Source organism: Clostridium sp. 'White wine YQ', assembly GCF_028728205.1.
Taxonomy (GTDB): Bacteria; Bacillota; Clostridia; order Clostridiales; family Clostridiaceae; genus Clostridium_T.
In genome coordinates this window covers 131,727-146,611 of sequence record NZ_JAQYUU010000005.1, presented here as the reverse complement: position 1 = coordinate 146,611, position 14,885 = coordinate 131,727, and the positions used below count along the sequence as shown (strand labels likewise).

Sequence of the window (14,885 nt, the reverse complement as noted above, 5' to 3'; positions counted from 1 at the left end):
AATTACTCGCAAATTATTGCAAGTACTAAATTGTTAATTTTCTAAACCATACCACCATTAACATAAATGGTTTGACCATTAATCCATCTAGCGGGACCTGCTAAAAAGGAAATTACTTCTGCAATGTCTTCTGGTTTTCCTAAACGTTCAATAGGATTCATTTTGGCCATACGCTCAATTGTCTCAGGATCCTTGCCTTCAAAAAATAGTTCTGTTGCTGTTGGTCCAGGAGCTACTGCATTTACTGTAATATCTCTGCCACGAAGTTCTTTTGCAAGTACAAGGCTGATTGCATCAACAGCTCCTTTGCTAGCAGAATAGGCAGCATAAGTAGGCAATGCAAGTTTCTTTACTGAAGTAGAAAGATTAATAATAGCACCTCCAGATCTTACATGGCGAGCAGCTTGTTGATCAACAACAAAGGTACCACGTATATTTGTACGAATTATTTGATCAAGCTTATTAAGATCGAAATTAGCAATTGTATTAAGTCCCATAATGCCAGCTGAGTTAACTACAACATCAACTCCGCCAAAGTTTTTCTCTGTCATATCAAAAAGCTCGCTAACTGCAACTTCATCACTAATATCAGCTTTAACAGCAATTGCCTTACCTCCTTTTTCTATTATAGATTGTACAGTTTTATCAGCTTCAAAAACATTATTTGCATATGCTATAACTACTATTTGGCCATCAGATGCAAGACGTTCTGAGATTGCGCGACCAATTCCACGTGAACCCCCAGTAACAATTGCAACTCTATCTTTTTTTATTGTATTCATAATAAAATCCTCCTTTAAGCTTGCGTTAAATACCTTGTATCTAAGATAATTATATATATTTGGTGCGATAGCTAGGTAGCCTATTTTAATAAGATTATTGCCTAATCCTACACAGAATAATATAATTTGTATATCAATTAATAGTAGAAAAGGAGTTAGAAATGGATAAAGAATTAGCAAATGACAAAATTGCAATTTATCAAAAAGAATTAGTTTCAATGATTAATGGACTTGTAGATGTGGACGGAATACATAATACAGCTATACCTTCTTTGCAGTTATTCCGAGCATCAAATGTTTCTGAGCCTTTGCACACTATTTATGAACCAGCATTATTGATAATTGTACAGGGATCAAAAATAGTAACGCTTGCTGATGAAAATTATCAATATGATCCAACATCATATTTGGTTACATCTGTTCACCTTCCTATTACGGGGCAAATTATACAAGCTACTCCTGATGAGCCTTTCTTATGTGTACAAATAAACTTTAATATGGAGCAAATACTTGATATTATTAAGGAATCAAACGAGGCATGGAGTGGTAGGATGGATTCAGGACGTGGAATAGTAGTTAATAGAATTAGTTCTGATTTACTTGATGCTGTGTTAAGACTTGTACGTCTCTTATATACACCTAAGGATATTAAAATCCTTTCACCTTTGATAATTCGTGAAATCCTTTATAGAATTCTGCAAGATAAGCAAGGAGAACTTATTAAGCAATTTGCAATGATTGGAAGTCATGCACATTGTATTGCAAAAGTTATTCAGATTATAAATAGTAATTTTTCAAAACCCTTGAGAATTGAAGATTTAGCAAAACAAGTTAACATGAGTACATCATCATTACATAATCAGTTTAAAAAAGTAACAGCAATGAGTCCTTTGCAATATCAGAAGTTGATAAGATTACAAGAGGCTAGGCGTTTGCTGTTTGCAGAGTCATCTGAAGCTGCAAATGTTGGTTTTCAAGTAGGTTATGAAAGCCCATCTCAATTTAGCAGAGAATATGCACGTATGTTTGGATTGCCTCCTATAAGCGATATAAATCGTCTTCGAGCTTCGTTAGATTCAGGCACTACATAATCTAAGTGTGTTTTCTGTTTTAAGGCCGTATAGGCAAACAGAAAACACACTCTTTTTTTACGCCTGAGGTACAAAAAGAGTGCTAATTAAACACGTCAATAGATATTCAGCTTTCGCTACTTCTATCTGATGGAATTGCATTGAATATTTTTACAAATATATCAGTCATTTCTTCAGAATTCTTCCCAAAGTCATTTTCTATCCAAACATTCAATAGATTCCATAAACCACCTGCCACGAAAACTGCATCGTAATATTGCAATTCACTGTCCGTAAAACGGTGATTTTTTATGATAGTAAGTGAGTTCATATTTCTGAGAAATTCTTCAAAAACCTTAATAAGAATCGGAAGATTGTTCTTTTTTAAGAGACGAAGCAGATTTCTATGGGAGAACCAATAACTGAAATATTCATTAGCTATATCTTTGGCCGTCAAACATTCATATGTTTGTAGTATCTGAATATATTCATTTACTAATGTATCAAAATGATATTTAAGTATGTCTTCTTTTGTTTCGAAATTTGTATAAAACGTACGTCTGGAAAGTTTCGCTCTGTCTGTAAGCTCTTTGATTGATATAGTCTCATAACTTTTCTCATCCATAAGTTCTAGTAAAGCTTCAACTAAATAGGTTTTCGAACGAATGGATGCTGGATTCTCGCTAGTATTTATCATTGTAGTACCTACTTTCACATATTTCAAATTGTGTATAACTTATACTAAGCATATTGATTTGCTATTTAAGGTATATTATAATTCAAGTCATAAACTTACACAAGTGTGTAAGTTTTAATATAAGTAAAAGAATTGGTGTTGTTATGATTTTAATTAGGAATGCCATGCGATGTAAGTAGTTAAAATGATTATAAAATAATAAGGAGTTTTTATTATGGCAGAAAGAATGAAGAGTAATTGGACTTCAGCAGATATTCCCTCACAAAAAGGACGCTCGGTAGTTATTACAGGAACTGGTGGAATAGGATATGAAATAGCATTGGAGATGACTGGCGCAGGAGCTGAAGTTATAATGGCGGGGCGAAATAGAGATAAAGGGGAAGAAGCAATAAGAAGGATTAATAAAATAAATCCAGCTGGAAGTATATGTTTTGAAGAACTTGACCTAGCGGATCTTTCATCTATAAGGGAATTTGGAGAAAGGATAAAGGAACAACGCAAAAGCTTAGATATTCTTGTAAATAATGCAGCAGTAATGAATCCTCCAAAACGTATAGTTACAAAAGATGGATTTGAACTGCAAATGGGGACAAATTATCTTGGACATTTTGCGTTAACAGCACATATGCTTCCCCTTTTGAAGAAAGGAAATAAGCCTAGGGTGATCACCATGAGTAGTCTGGCTCATCTTTCAGGAGTTATAAACTTGGAGGATTTACAATCAGAACAAAATTATAGACCAATGGTAACTTATTCTCAATCAAAGCTTGCGTGTCTAATGTTTGCACTAGAGCTGCAACGACGAAGTGATGCAGCTGGATGGGGAATTAGCAGCATAGGTGCACATCCGGGGATATCTAGAACAGAATTGATCCCTAATGGAGCAGGAAAAAACAGCCCAGCTGGAATTGCTCGTCGCTTATTTGGACCATTTTTATTTCAGCCAGCAGCTCATGGAGCGTGGCCAGCACTTTACGCAGCTGTAGCTGAAGAGTCAAAAAGTGGTACTTATTACGGACCTTCGAAAATGAACGAAATGAGAGGGTATCCTAAAATAGCTAAAATTGCACCACAAGCAGAGGATATTAAGGTTGCTTCAAAGCTTTGGGAAGAATCTGAAAAGTTGACAGATGTAAAGTTTATTTAATAAAACAGTAACTGTAGTAAATACTAAAACATATTAAAAGTCATAGGTAAATTACTAAAGCAAGACACCATACGTTAAATTTTGTAGGGTGTCTTGTTATCTTATTTCTGCGGAAACATATCAAATTGCTTCAAAAAGTCCATTATCTCTTCGAGTGGTTTTTGCCTACCATCAAGTAACCATTTTCTCCAAATGGCGTAAACCCCAGCTGACATGAAAGCTGTCCAGTATCCATCGCTATCTTCGGAATAAAATCTTTGTATTTCTTCTATGAAAATCCTCTGAATAATTGGCTCAAATCCTCGGGCATTAGACAGTAACAAATCATCACCAAAGGTGTTGAAAAAATTCAACTGGCTATCAAATTTGATAGAGAATTGTGAATTTTTATGAATTATGTCAAAGACAGCTGCAATCTTTGGCTTGTAATACTCGTATAAAATTTGCTCAAGTCCATCAAAATTACGGTAAAAAGCCATACGGCTCACTCCAGCTCTTTTACAGACTTGAGAAACTGTCAGTGTTGACAACTTCTCTTTTGTTAGCATTTGCAGCAACGCTGTTGTGATAAAATCTTTTGTATCTTTTTTGATGGCTTGTGCGTGATTAGTAGCAGCCATTACAATACCTCCTTATCTGTCACAGATGATCGTTTCTGAATTGAATTCGTTCTGATGATAGTATATACTAATGGCACAGAGGTTACAAGTGAAACCTCAGTTAAGGGAGGAATTTATAATGGGAAAAGAATTGGTATTAGTAACAGGCGGAAGTGGCTTTATAGCCGTACACATAATTTTGAAACTTTTGAATGGAGGATATCGCGTTAGGACAACACTTCGCACAATATCACGTCAGGACGAGGTCAAATCAATGCTCGCTCAAGGTGGAGTAACTGATTTTGAGAATTTGGAGTTCATCGAGACAGATTTAACAAGTGATAAGAATTGGATGGAAGCTGCAGCTGGTGCAACTTACGTTATTCATGTAGCATCTCCAACACCAGCCACCCGTCCAGACGACGGTGATGAAATGGTGAAAATGGCTGTTGATGGTACATTGCGTGTGATGAAGGCTGCCAAGGCAGCGGGAGTTAAACGTGTAGTCTTAACTTCTGCTTCTGGGGCAGTGCTTGCAGGGCATAAATCTCATCCAGAGATTTTTACTGAGGAAGATTGGACAGACTTGTCTGCCGATATTGATGCATATCAACGTTCAAAAACTATGGCAGAACTCGCAGCTTGGGAGTTTGCGAAGAAAAAAAATATGGAGCTTTCAGCTATCAATCCGACTGCTGTCATGGGACCTATACTTGGCCAGGACTTTTCACACTCCAATCAAATTATTCGTGCCATGTTAAATGGTAAGATGCCATTTCTTTTAAAAGCTGGATTTGATTGCGTTGATGCACGAGACGTTGCAGACTTACATTTGCTAGCGATGACACGTTCAGAAGCCGTAGAAGAGAGATTTCTTGCTACCACAGGTGAAAATCTGACATACAAAGAAGAAGCAAAAATTTTGAAAAGATGTTTAGGGAGTACAGCAAAAAAAGTCTCAACTAAAGAAATGCCTAATTTTGTCGTGAAATTTCTAGCGACTTTCAATAAAGATTTACGTATGCCAGCGACCTTCTTAGGAAAAAATACTGCCTGTAGCAATGCAAAAGCCAAGAAGTTGCTTGGCTGGCAGCCAAGATCAGCAGAAGAAGCAATCATAGCAACTGCGAAAAGTATGGTTGAGCTTGGATTGATTGATAAATAAATATTTGAATTTAGTATGCTATTTTTCTAACTTGTGTGAGATTAAAATTGCGATAAGGAAAATGGTTGTAAAAAATATATATTTATAATCGGTTATGGTGGAGATATAGAGGAAAATCACAGTTATTTAATCCGAGATAATGCTCCTTTAAAGTTGGTGAATAAAGAAAGTATTAAAACGAAGTTCTTTAAAACATCTTTAAATACAGTTGAAGATAATGAATTGAATTTATTCATGTATGAAGTAATAAATAGGTAGAGAGATTAAGTACAGCATTGGAAATAGCAATACCAGATATAATTGATAATGTAGGAAATGGGAAGCCACACTAATTCTGAAAGATGGAATTGGGAGGGGCTTTTCTTTTTGTGAACAAATCGTTTAAAGGGAACGGTCTAATTAAACGATAATAAGTGTAAATATTGAGATTTTATATAATTTCAATAGGGACACAATTTTAATAAATTACACCAGATAATAAACATATTTTAAAATGGGGGAATAAAAGGTGGAGAAGAATAAATTATATTTTTCAAAAGTTTGGATTAAATCTTTACTTATTTTAATACCTATTGTGTGCATACTTTCATTTGGTATCATTAAGAATATTACAAATGGAAATGCTCAAGGAGGTATTCTAATAATCATTATAATAGTGATTTCAGTTGTACTTATTTATTTTATTAGAAATAAAGGTAAGGAAAATATAAGTAAAAGATTTCAAAATGAGACTTCTGCAGAATTACTACAGTATTATGACAAAATTTATAGTAATCTAGCTCCGACACTAAAGGATAAAGATGCTATGTTAATATATTCTAAGTGCGTAGTATGCTGCTATTATGGGGAATTTGATAAAGTTGAGCAGATGCTAAATGAAATAAATTGGAGTTTTAGAATTTCTTACATTCAATCGTTGGAAATTTCGATAAAAGCATTAATATGCTATCTACAGACTGAAAACTATAATGAGGGAATAAGGCTATCAATTTTATCTAAACAGTTAGGCAGTGTATCTGATAATGTTCCAGGAGGCAACAAAACTCAGAATTTTTATGAAACATATATACAAATTGGTGAATTACTAAATGGGAGCATAGATAATAATATAATCGAATCTTTAGAGGGTAAATATAAGGAATCTCCAATACTAATCAAGCCTTTAATTGCGTACTGTCTTTCAAAAACATATATGAAAATGAATATGAAAGAAAAGGCTGGAGAAAAAATTCAATACTGTAAGCAAGTTATGCCTAATTGTAAGCCACTCTTTAATTGAGTAGGAATATATATTATCAAAAGCACTCCATTGTTAGCAATTTATCACATAAGTGTTAAAAGTCGTACTAGAAGGCTGTATTTTTGAAATCATCAATCATTAGGAAATATACGTTTACGAAATTACGAAGGGGCTCGATGGTCTAGGATTTACGGGGGTTGTAGACGGGACAGTTTATACGATCTTGGTGAGACTAGAAAAAACAAACTTGTGGACTACTAAAAAGCCATCTAATATGGTATCACCACGAAAGAAATGCCAAGTTTTATTGAGCTTGGATTGATTGATAAATAAATATTTGAATTTAGTAGTCTATTTTTCTAAATTGCATACATATTTTTTACAGATAAACTTTATAAAATAACACCTCTAGAATAAAATTCTAGAGGTGTTTATTATTGAAAAAATTTAATATAGAAATTTTTGATAATTTTGTGGTAATATAATTGACTAAATCAGTCAATAGTGTTATATTTAAATTGACCAATCCAGTCAATGGATTTTCGTTTTTTTATTTAGAAAGAAGGTGAACAGCATTTTTACAAAGTTTTTAAGCTTAAAACCTGAAAAACAAGAGCGAATATTAAATGCAGCAATAAAGGAATTCGCAAGAAAAGGATATAAAAATACTGCTACAGATGAGATTACCAAGGAAGCTAACATTTCAAAAGGAGCATTATTCCATTATTTTAATAGTAAGAAGGACCTGTTCTTATTTTTGTATGACCATGCATTAGAGATTCTTATGAATGAGTTTTTCGGGAAAATAGATTTAAATGAAAAAGACATATTAAAAAGATTGCGACAAGTTTTATTAGTTGAATTTATGCTTGTTAATAAATATCCCGATATGCTTGACTTCGTCAAAGTTGCGAATTTTGAAGATGCTGATGAAGTAAAGGATGATATGGAGTCAAGGAATAAAGAATACTTTATAAATGCCTATAGTAAAGTACTAAACAATTTCGATACTTCCAAGTTTAAAGAGAATATTGATATAAGAAGAGCTGTAGATGTTATTATTTGGACTATGGAAGGATTTACAGCCAAAGAGAAGGAAAAGATAAAAACTAACCCTATAACTAATCTTAATTTCGATGAAATATTATCGGAAATGGATATTTATTTTGATCTGTTAAAAGACAGTTTTTATAAGTAAGGAAAAAGGAGATGCATGATATGTCAAATATGGTTAAAAGATTTAAAGATTTGACTCCTGAGCTTCAGGTACTTGCAGGAGGAAAAGGAGGCAGCCTAGCAAGAATGTATCAAGATGGGTATCCTGTTCCTGAAGGTTTCGTTGTTTTACCATCTGCATTTGAGAAGGAAAAGCTTAATGATGAAGCTTGGAATGAAATAAGGACTTATATGGATGCCATTAGAAAAAATCATGAAGGAGCATTGTTTGCTGTAAGGTCATCTGCATTAAGTGAAGATTCAGCACAAGCATCATTTGCAGGAGAGTTTGAGACTGTTCTTAATGTAAAAACTGATAAAGAAATACAGGAAGCAATTTATACTGTTTTTAGATCAAGAGAATCAGAGAGAGTAAAAGCATACAGTTCTGTTCAAGGAATGGAGGAATCTCATCAGATTGCAGTAGTGATTATGCTTATGATAGAGTCTGAAATTTCTGGGGTACTTTTTACTGCTGATCCGATTACAGGTAGCCACACAAGTATGTCAGGTAATTTTGTATATGGGTTGGGAGAACAGCTTGTATCTGGAGAAGCTAATGCATATCCATTTAAATTGATGAGGCCAAAAGGAAAGTATGAAGGGCCAAGTGATTTTAAGAAGTATGCCTCAGAGGTGTATAAATATGCTTCAAAACTAGTGAGGAAATCAGGAAGTCAACAAGATATAGAATGGGCTGTTGCAAAAGGAAAGTTATATATTCTTCAAGCACGTCCTATTACAACCTTGAAGCCTGGTAATCCAGATACTTATGAATTGAATGATTCATTTGATGGGGATTTCTTATGGACCAACACAAATGTTGGTGAGGCTATGGCTGACGTTTTTACTCCACTAAGTTGGTCTGTAATAAGGGCTCTTGACGAGGAACAAATGGTAGTTCCAGGGTATTATTTATTTTCTGGTAATATATGCGGAAGAATGTATTCGAATGTAAACATGGCATTATCAATATATCCAGCCTTTGGTAAGGATTATAAGCCTGTGCTAAAAAAAATGAATGATATATTTGGTCAGATGCCTGAAGGAATGAATATTCCTATTTACCCATATTCGGGGTTAGGATTAATAAAAGCAATGATACCAGGAATAAAGAATACTTCAAAAAATTCTAAAGAAGTTGCGAAGGCAATGCCGAATTATCTTAAGGACACACCAAGCTGGTGCAGATCAATGAAAGAACGCATTGATAGAATAGAGAGTAATAAAGAATTGCTTGATCTTTGGAAAGAAGAACTTTGGCCTTATAACTGTAAGGCATTATGGGTTGGACGTTTTGCTCCTCGAAAAAAATTGATGGGATTATTCAAGTTAAATGAAGAACTTCCAAAGCTTTTAGGAAAAGAGGACGCAAATACATTGCTGTCAAACTTAAGGGGAAATTCTGAACTTGAAAGTCTTGGTCCAGTTGTGGGAATATCAAAGATTATTAAGGGAGAGATGAGCAAAGATGAATACTTGATGAAGTACGGGCATCGAGGTCCTCATGAGTTTGAGATATCCATACCTGATCCTTCAGAGAATCAAGCTTGGCTTGAAAAACAGATAGAGGAATTTGAAAAGTCTAATGTAGATGCTGAAGGACTTTTAAAAAAGCAGCATATTCAGTATGAAAAAACTTTAAAGAAGCTTGAAGAACGTTTTCCAGGAAAGGCAAAAAAGATTATCAATCAAATTGCAAATGCTTCTGAAGGAAGTTATTTAAGAGAGGCTGTTCGTTCAGAATGGACCAGAGTATTTAGGGTTAACCGTGCATTTGCGATTAAAGTAGGAAAGCTCACAGGAATTGGAGACGATGTATTTTTTCTCCATTTAGATGAAGTTTTGAATTTGCTTTCCGGAGACCAATCAGCGTTGAAGAATATTCCAACTAGACGCAAAACTTATGAAAAATATAAAACACTACCTCCATTGCCATCAATTATTCGTGGAAGATTTGATCCATTTAAGTGGGCAGAAGATCCAAATAGAAGAGTGGATTATTATGATCCTGCATTAACAACTATTAGTACACCTAATTCTGAAACACTCAATGGCTATGCAGGAGCAGCAGGTAGGATAGAGGGAGTTGTGCGTGTATTGACTAATCCAGAGGAAGGGGAAAAACTTAAAACAAATTAAATATTAGTAGCATCAACCACTAATGTAGGCTGGACTCCTCTTTTTCCTAAAGCGGCAGCAATTATTACTGATATAGGAGCGCCCTTATCTCACGCAGCCATTGTAGCTAGAGAACTAGGTATTCCAGCTGTTGTTGGATGCGGCAATGCTACCGCACGACTTAAGACTGGAGATCGAGTACTTGTTGATGGTGGACAAGGAATTGTTCATATAATAAAGAAGTTATAGCAAAAGATAGACTCTAAAAATAACCAATGATACTCGAGTTTTGCAATTTAATATTTCTTTATAAATCAAGGCACTCTATGCTATAACAAAACGGCATAGGGTGCTTTTTATCTGTGAGTATTTATTAGAAGGTGTTGATTATTAGATAACAAAGTGATATTCTATAATTGATAATAAATTTCAATTAGGAGTGATAATCATGTTATCTAGTTTAGTGCTTTCTTTCAGAGAAGGTTTTGAGGCCGTTTTAGTAGTAGGAATTATTTTAACTTATCTTAAGCAAACAAATAAAGAAAAGTTAGCTAAGTTTGTGTACTATGGTACAATACTTGGTATTTTGGTCGGAGTTATCGGCGGATACATAGGATTCAAGGAAGCACAGGAACTTGAAGAAGAAGGAGATGAGTTATTTGAAGCTATCATGATGCTTGTGGCATCTGGGCTTATTGGCTACTTTGTAGTATGGATGTCTAACCAAAACAAAAACATATCTCAAAGTATCAAAAGTAGTGTAGATAAAACATCTACAGGATTTGGACTTTTTATACTTGCCTTTTTGTCAGTTTTTAGAGAAGGAATAGAGCTTATAGCTTTTATTTTGACTAAGGTTAGTGAAAAAGCCTCAAGTGTTGCGGTAGGAACAGGAATTGGTATCATACTAGCTGTACTTTTAGGTTACGCTTTATTTAAGACATCAGTAAAGTTTAATATTAAAATTGTGTTTAAGGTATTAGGAATTATACTAATCTTCGTTGGAGCTGAATTGTTCGGGGAAGGTCTTTCAAAACTTATACCTACAGCAGGAGAGTTTCTTGAAGAAGGTGGAGCAATATTGTTTGGAGGAGCTTCATTAATATATTTTTTAAAAGAAGATTTTAAGAGATTATTTAGTAGAAATTAATTTGTTTAAAAAATGCTAAAAACAGGCTAACTAAAGGAATTATACTGGTTGGCCTGTTTTTATTTGAGTTTAATAATATTTTGCTAGATCAGAAGGTGTTTGTAATCTTTAGTATTATTTTAAATCTCACTGGCAAAAATAAGCACAAAAAAAGATAAAAAAACTATATTGACAGGATCACTACCTAGTGTTACTATATAGTAGTAGCAAGTAATACTGAATACCGGTAATACTAGATAGTGAAGAGGTGACTTAGTTGGAAAATATCACAGAAATGTTAAAAGGCGTACTAGAAGGCTGTGTTCTTGAAATCATCAGTCATGAGGAAATATACGGTTACGAAATTACCAAGAGGCTAAATGCTCTGGGGTTTTCGGATATTGTAGATGGGACAGTCTATACAATCTTGGTGAGACTAGAGAAAAACAAACTTGTGGAAACTACTAAAAAACCATCAGATATGGGACCACCACGAAAGTTTTTCACACTTAACGATGCGGGTCGAGATGAACTGCGAAAGTTCTGGGAAAAATGGGAGTTCGTTGAGTCGAAAATCAACCAATTAAAGGAGGAAAAGTGATTATGATGGAACTTTTAAAAAAAATAGTAGGAGATAAAAAAGAGTATAAGGAACAGATGGCACGGGTAGAAGTGCTGCCTCATGACTATCAGTTCGTATATAAAAAAATACAAGAATATATGTGGAATTTTGCAGCAGGAAACGGCTATGACATGTTAAAGATTCAATATGAATTGATAGATCTGTTCGAAGCCGGCGCAGCTGAAGGCAAACATGTATTGGAAATCACTGGCGAAGATGTAGCAGCGTTCTGTGATGAACTTCTCCGCAACGCTAAAACATATACGGAAAACTGGCGCGAGAAACTAAATAGAGACGTAGTGAATAAATTAGGAAAGATGAATGCTTCGAAATAACTGATTTAGCCATAACCATAAAAGGATTGAAAAAGCACAAAAAAGAGGTTATGAAGGCACCCACTTCGACAATGGGGAAAAGAACTACAAAAGTTCTGGAAAAGGTGGGAATCCGTATAATCAAAAATTAATGAGTTAAAGGAGAATATATAATGAATTTTTGGGAAAAAGTTACGGGAAGTGACATGACTAAGGAAATGAAAACTTTTGAATCAAGAGCTAAAAAGCTACCGGCTGATTACCAAGAGGCATGGGAAAAAATTAAAGCCAATGTTTGGCCACACTCAGACTTAACTGGTCGTAACCTTATGCCAATTCTTGATGGTGTGCTTGGTATGTTAGAAGAAACAGCGGCGGACGGGCAGAGTATCCAAGAAGTTTTGGGTGAAGATATCAAAGGTTTCTGCTCAGCGCTAGTAGGCGAAGAAGGGGCAAAGTCTTATCGCGACAAATGGCGCGAGCAACTAAATAGCAATATCGCTAAAAAATTAGGTAAATAGGAGGATGAAATGAGAATACAAGATATAATTGAAGGCAAAAAAGAATGGCGAGCACACGTAGCGCGTGTCAAAGCTCTACCAAAAGATTATCAGATTGTTTATAAAGAAATTCAAAAATATCTTTTCAAGGTTGGCCCTGTTGAGTTAACTGAAGGCACAGGATTACTATCAGGAATTATCGATCTTTTTGAAGAGGGGGTAGCCGTAGGAAAAGGCGTACTCGAAGTGACTGGCAGTGATGTAGCAGCTTTCTGTGATGATTTAATAAAAGACTCAAAAACTTATGCTGACATCTATCAGGAATCTGTTGAACAAAAAGTTAGTGAGGCTGTGAAAAAAGCTATGGATAAAACAAAATAAATAGTGGATATTAAAACGTCAAGTAGGGGGATGGTATAGTGAATAAATACGAGTGGATATTATGTCCAGTCTGTGGAAACAAAACACGGGTCAAGATAGGTGCTGATACGGTTCTTGAAAACTTTCCACTATTTTGTCCCAAGTGTAAACAGGAAACTATAATCAATGTAAAACAACTGAATATATCAGTTATCAGAGAGCCAGATGCTAAGACACAGAGCCGATAACCGTGAATGAAATCACAGTTATCGGCTCTTTTTTTATGATAAATATTTAAGCTTCACTATAAAGGAGGAAAAGAAAATGAAAAAAAATATCATACAAATTAAAGGGGTAAAGAAATCTTATAAAGATGTAGAAGTACTCAAAGGAGTAGATTTTGAAGTAGAGGAAGGAGGTATCTTTGCATTACTAGGTTCCAATGGAGCAGGAAAAACAACGATGATTAGAATTATGGCTACTTTACTTAAAGCAGATGCTGGAAGTGTTGTAATCAATGGGTTTGATGTTGAAAAAAATTCAGGAGGCATTAGAGGGTCTATAAGTCTTACAGGTCAGTTTGCAGCTATTGATGAAATCTTAACTGGACGTGAAAATCTTCAAATGATAGCAAAACTTAGACATCTTAAAAATCCAAATCAAGTAGCAGATGAATTAATTAATCGTTTTGGAATGTCAGAGGCGGCAGACCGAAGAGTGGGTACTTACTCCGGAGGTATGAAAAGAAGAATTGATATCGCAATGAGTCTTGCGGGAAATCCAAAGGTTATCTTCCTAGATGAACCAACCACAGGTCTTGATCCAGAGGCACGTTTAGAAGTTTGGAAGATTGTAAAAGAGTTATCAGCTTCAGGAACTACAGTATTCTTAACCACTCAATATTTAGAGGAAGCAGAACAGCTTGCAGATAAAATTGCTATTCTTCATGGAGGGAAAATAATTGCTCTAGATACACTGGAAGGATTGAAAAAATTATTTCCACCTGCAAAAGTTGAATATGTTGAAAAGCAACCTACATTAGAAGAAATATTCCTAACAATTATAGGTAAAGAGGGGGAAAAATAAATGGAATCAACAAATAAATATTTTTTGAAAGATATGAGTGTTATGTTTGGACGTTCTATGCGTCATATTTTTAGAAGTATGGATACAATTATTACAGTTTGTATCACACCAATTGCGATGATGTTATTATTCGTTTATGTATTTGGTGGAGCAATCAAAACAGGTACAGAAAATTATGTTAATTACCTATTACCAGGTATACTGTTGATGGCTATTGGTAGTGGTATAGCATATGTAGCTTACCGCTTGTTTATAGATAAAGAACGTGGTATCTTTGAGCGTTTTCACTCTATGCCTATAGCGCGTTCTACAGTATTATGGGGACATGTATTAACCTCATTAATTTCTAATGGAATTTCTGTAGTAGTGATTATACTAGTTGCATTATTAATGGGATTTCGTTCCTCAGCAGGAATACTACAATGGTTAGCGGTATTTGGAATTCTTGGGGTCTTTACACTTGCATTGACTTGGGTCGCTGTAATTGCTGGACTTGCTGCTAAAACACCAGATGGTGCAGGTGCATTCTCATATCCAATTATCTTTTTACCATTTATTAGTTCTGCCTTTGTGCCAACAGATACTATGCCTTCAGCAGTACGTGTCTTTGCAGAAAATCAGCCTGTAACGCCTATCGTAGAAGCTATTCGTAATTTATTAGGAAACCAACCAGTAGGTAATAATATTTGGGTTGCACTTGCTTGGTGTATAGCAATAATAATTATTGCTTATATATTTGCAATGAGGAGTTATAAAAAATTATAAATTATATTTATATAAGTACGTTATTGATAGAGAGGAAATATGGCAGCAGTAAAGGGGAAGAGAAATCTTCTCC

General features: G+C 34.7%; 18 protein-coding genes and 1 pseudogene. 16 read left to right on the top strand and 3 right to left on the bottom strand.

Going from position 1 to position 14,885, the window contains the following annotated elements; translation table 11 throughout:
• Positions 1 to 41: 41 nt before the first annotated feature.
• Positions 42 to 782, bottom strand: coding sequence for an SDR family oxidoreductase (locus PTZ02_RS14905; RefSeq protein WP_274228594.1), 741 nt, complete (start codon positions 780 to 782; stop codon positions 42 to 44).
• A gap of 161 nt (positions 783 to 943) precedes the next feature.
• Here PTZ02_RS14905 and PTZ02_RS14900 point away from each other — a divergent pair, with 161 nt between their 5' ends.
• The gene (locus PTZ02_RS14900) at positions 944 to 1,873 is read left to right on the top strand and encodes an AraC family transcriptional regulator (protein WP_274228593.1); all 930 of its coding nucleotides are present in this window, start codon (positions 944 to 946) and stop codon (positions 1,871 to 1,873) included.
• 106 nt (positions 1,874 to 1,979) lie between these two features.
• On the opposite strand, the gene PTZ02_RS14895 is transcribed toward PTZ02_RS14900, so the two are convergent.
• The gene (locus PTZ02_RS14895) at positions 1,980 to 2,549 is read right to left on the bottom strand and encodes a TetR/AcrR family transcriptional regulator (RefSeq protein WP_274228592.1); all 570 of its coding nucleotides are present in this window, start codon (positions 2,547 to 2,549) and stop codon (positions 1,980 to 1,982) included.
• Positions 2,550 to 2,763: 214 nt separating this feature from the next.
• Between PTZ02_RS14895 and PTZ02_RS14890 the strand changes: the two genes are divergently transcribed.
• On the top strand, positions 2,764 to 3,696 hold the full coding sequence (locus tag PTZ02_RS14890; protein ID WP_274228591.1) for an SDR family oxidoreductase: 933 nt from the start codon (positions 2,764 to 2,766) through the stop codon (positions 3,694 to 3,696).
• A 101-nt stretch (positions 3,697 to 3,797) separates the two neighbouring features.
• Here PTZ02_RS14890 and PTZ02_RS14885 read toward each other — a convergent pair whose 3' ends face one another.
• Positions 3,798 to 4,316 (bottom strand): TetR/AcrR family transcriptional regulator, encoded by a 519-nt coding sequence (locus tag PTZ02_RS14885; RefSeq protein ID WP_274228590.1) that lies wholly within the window; start codon positions 4,314 to 4,316, stop codon positions 3,798 to 3,800.
• A 118-nt stretch (positions 4,317 to 4,434) separates the two neighbouring features.
• Between PTZ02_RS14885 and PTZ02_RS14880 the strand changes: the two genes are divergently transcribed.
• The 14 genes and pseudogenes from PTZ02_RS14880 (at position 4,435) to PTZ02_RS14820 (ending at position 14,812) form a co-directional block, all read left to right on the top strand.
• Positions 4,435 to 5,460 carry an SDR family oxidoreductase gene (locus PTZ02_RS14880; protein WP_274228589.1) on the top strand — a complete coding sequence of 342 codons (1,026 nt, stop codon included), beginning with the start codon at positions 4,435 to 4,437 and terminating at the stop codon, positions 5,458 to 5,460.
• A gap of 508 nt (positions 5,461 to 5,968) precedes the next feature.
• Positions 5,969 to 6,739, top strand: coding sequence for a hypothetical protein (locus PTZ02_RS14875; RefSeq protein ID WP_274228588.1), 771 nt, complete (start codon positions 5,969 to 5,971; stop codon positions 6,737 to 6,739).
• A gap of 106 nt (positions 6,740 to 6,845) precedes the next feature.
• A pseudogene (locus PTZ02_RS14870) lies at positions 6,846 to 6,992 on the top strand (helix-turn-helix transcriptional regulator); the annotation flags it as partial.
• Positions 6,993 to 7,265: 273 nt separating this feature from the next.
• The gene (locus tag PTZ02_RS14865; RefSeq protein ID WP_274228587.1) at positions 7,266 to 7,898 is read left to right on the top strand and encodes a TetR/AcrR family transcriptional regulator; all 633 of its coding nucleotides are present in this window, start codon (positions 7,266 to 7,268) and stop codon (positions 7,896 to 7,898) included.
• A gap of 20 nt (positions 7,899 to 7,918) precedes the next feature.
• Positions 7,919 to 10,057: a PEP/pyruvate-binding domain-containing protein gene (locus PTZ02_RS14860; protein ID WP_337992997.1), complete on the top strand. Its 2,139-nt coding sequence runs from the start codon at positions 7,919 to 7,921 to the stop codon at positions 10,055 to 10,057.
• Positions 10,058 to 10,285: a PEP-utilizing enzyme gene (locus tag PTZ02_RS19675; protein WP_337992998.1), complete on the top strand. Its 228-nt coding sequence runs from the start codon at positions 10,058 to 10,060 to the stop codon at positions 10,283 to 10,285.
• 199 nt (positions 10,286 to 10,484) lie between these two features.
• Positions 10,485 to 11,186: an FTR1 family iron permease gene (locus tag PTZ02_RS14855; RefSeq protein ID WP_274228586.1), complete on the top strand. Its 702-nt coding sequence runs from the start codon at positions 10,485 to 10,487 to the stop codon at positions 11,184 to 11,186.
• A 256-nt stretch (positions 11,187 to 11,442) separates the two neighbouring features.
• A complete protein-coding gene (locus PTZ02_RS14850) occupies positions 11,443 to 11,766 on the top strand; it encodes a PadR family transcriptional regulator (protein ID WP_274228585.1) in 324 nt (107 codons plus the stop codon).
• 2 nt (positions 11,767 to 11,768) lie between these two features.
• Positions 11,769 to 12,122: a DUF1048 domain-containing protein gene (locus tag PTZ02_RS14845; protein WP_274228584.1), complete on the top strand. Its 354-nt coding sequence runs from the start codon at positions 11,769 to 11,771 to the stop codon at positions 12,120 to 12,122.
• Between the two features lie 152 nt (positions 12,123 to 12,274).
• Positions 12,275 to 12,622, top strand: coding sequence for a DUF1048 domain-containing protein (locus tag PTZ02_RS14840; protein WP_274228583.1), 348 nt, complete (start codon positions 12,275 to 12,277; stop codon positions 12,620 to 12,622).
• Between the two features lie 9 nt (positions 12,623 to 12,631).
• The gene (locus PTZ02_RS14835; RefSeq protein WP_274228582.1) at positions 12,632 to 12,982 is read left to right on the top strand and encodes a DUF1048 domain-containing protein; all 351 of its coding nucleotides are present in this window, start codon (positions 12,632 to 12,634) and stop codon (positions 12,980 to 12,982) included.
• Positions 12,983 to 13,020: 38 nt separating this feature from the next.
• The gene (locus tag PTZ02_RS14830) at positions 13,021 to 13,209 is read left to right on the top strand and encodes a cysteine-rich KTR domain-containing protein (protein ID WP_274228581.1); all 189 of its coding nucleotides are present in this window, start codon (positions 13,021 to 13,023) and stop codon (positions 13,207 to 13,209) included.
• Between the two features lie 76 nt (positions 13,210 to 13,285).
• Positions 13,286 to 14,047, top strand: a complete 762-nt coding sequence (locus PTZ02_RS14825) for an ABC transporter ATP-binding protein (RefSeq protein WP_274228580.1) — start codon at positions 13,286 to 13,288, stop codon at positions 14,045 to 14,047.
• Positions 14,048 to 14,812 carry an ABC transporter permease gene (locus tag PTZ02_RS14820; protein WP_274228579.1) on the top strand — a complete coding sequence of 255 codons (765 nt, stop codon included), beginning with the start codon at positions 14,048 to 14,050 and terminating at the stop codon, positions 14,810 to 14,812.
• Positions 14,813 to 14,885: the final 73 nt, after the last annotated feature.

Coding starts and splice junctions, on each gene's coding strand:
- PTZ02_RS14835 (WP_274228582.1), top strand. CDS start 12,632: ATGAGAATACAAGATATAATTGAAGGCAAAAAAGAATGGCGAGCACAC.
- PTZ02_RS14900 (WP_274228593.1), top strand. CDS start 944: ATGGATAAAGAATTAGCAAATGACAAAATTGCAATTTATCAAAAAGAA.
- PTZ02_RS14820 (WP_274228579.1), top strand. CDS start 14,048: ATGGAATCAACAAATAAATATTTTTTGAAAGATATGAGTGTTATGTTT.
- PTZ02_RS14880 (WP_274228589.1), top strand. CDS start 4,435: ATGGGAAAAGAATTGGTATTAGTAACAGGCGGAAGTGGCTTTATAGCC.
- PTZ02_RS14895 (WP_274228592.1), bottom strand. CDS start 2,549: ATGATAAATACTAGCGAGAATCCAGCATCCATTCGTTCGAAAACCTAT.
- PTZ02_RS14855 (WP_274228586.1), top strand. CDS start 10,485: ATGTTATCTAGTTTAGTGCTTTCTTTCAGAGAAGGTTTTGAGGCCGTT.
- PTZ02_RS14885 (WP_274228590.1), bottom strand. CDS start 4,316: ATGGCTGCTACTAATCACGCACAAGCCATCAAAAAAGATACAAAAGAT.
- PTZ02_RS14845 (WP_274228584.1), top strand. CDS start 11,769: ATGATGGAACTTTTAAAAAAAATAGTAGGAGATAAAAAAGAGTATAAG.
- PTZ02_RS14840 (WP_274228583.1), top strand. CDS start 12,275: ATGAATTTTTGGGAAAAAGTTACGGGAAGTGACATGACTAAGGAAATG.
- PTZ02_RS14905 (WP_274228594.1), bottom strand. CDS start 782: ATGAATACAATAAAAAAAGATAGAGTTGCAATTGTTACTGGGGGTTCA.
- PTZ02_RS14825 (WP_274228580.1), top strand. CDS start 13,286: ATGAAAAAAAATATCATACAAATTAAAGGGGTAAAGAAATCTTATAAA.
- PTZ02_RS14890 (WP_274228591.1), top strand. CDS start 2,764: ATGGCAGAAAGAATGAAGAGTAATTGGACTTCAGCAGATATTCCCTCA.
- PTZ02_RS14860 (WP_337992997.1), top strand. CDS start 7,919: ATGTCAAATATGGTTAAAAGATTTAAAGATTTGACTCCTGAGCTTCAG.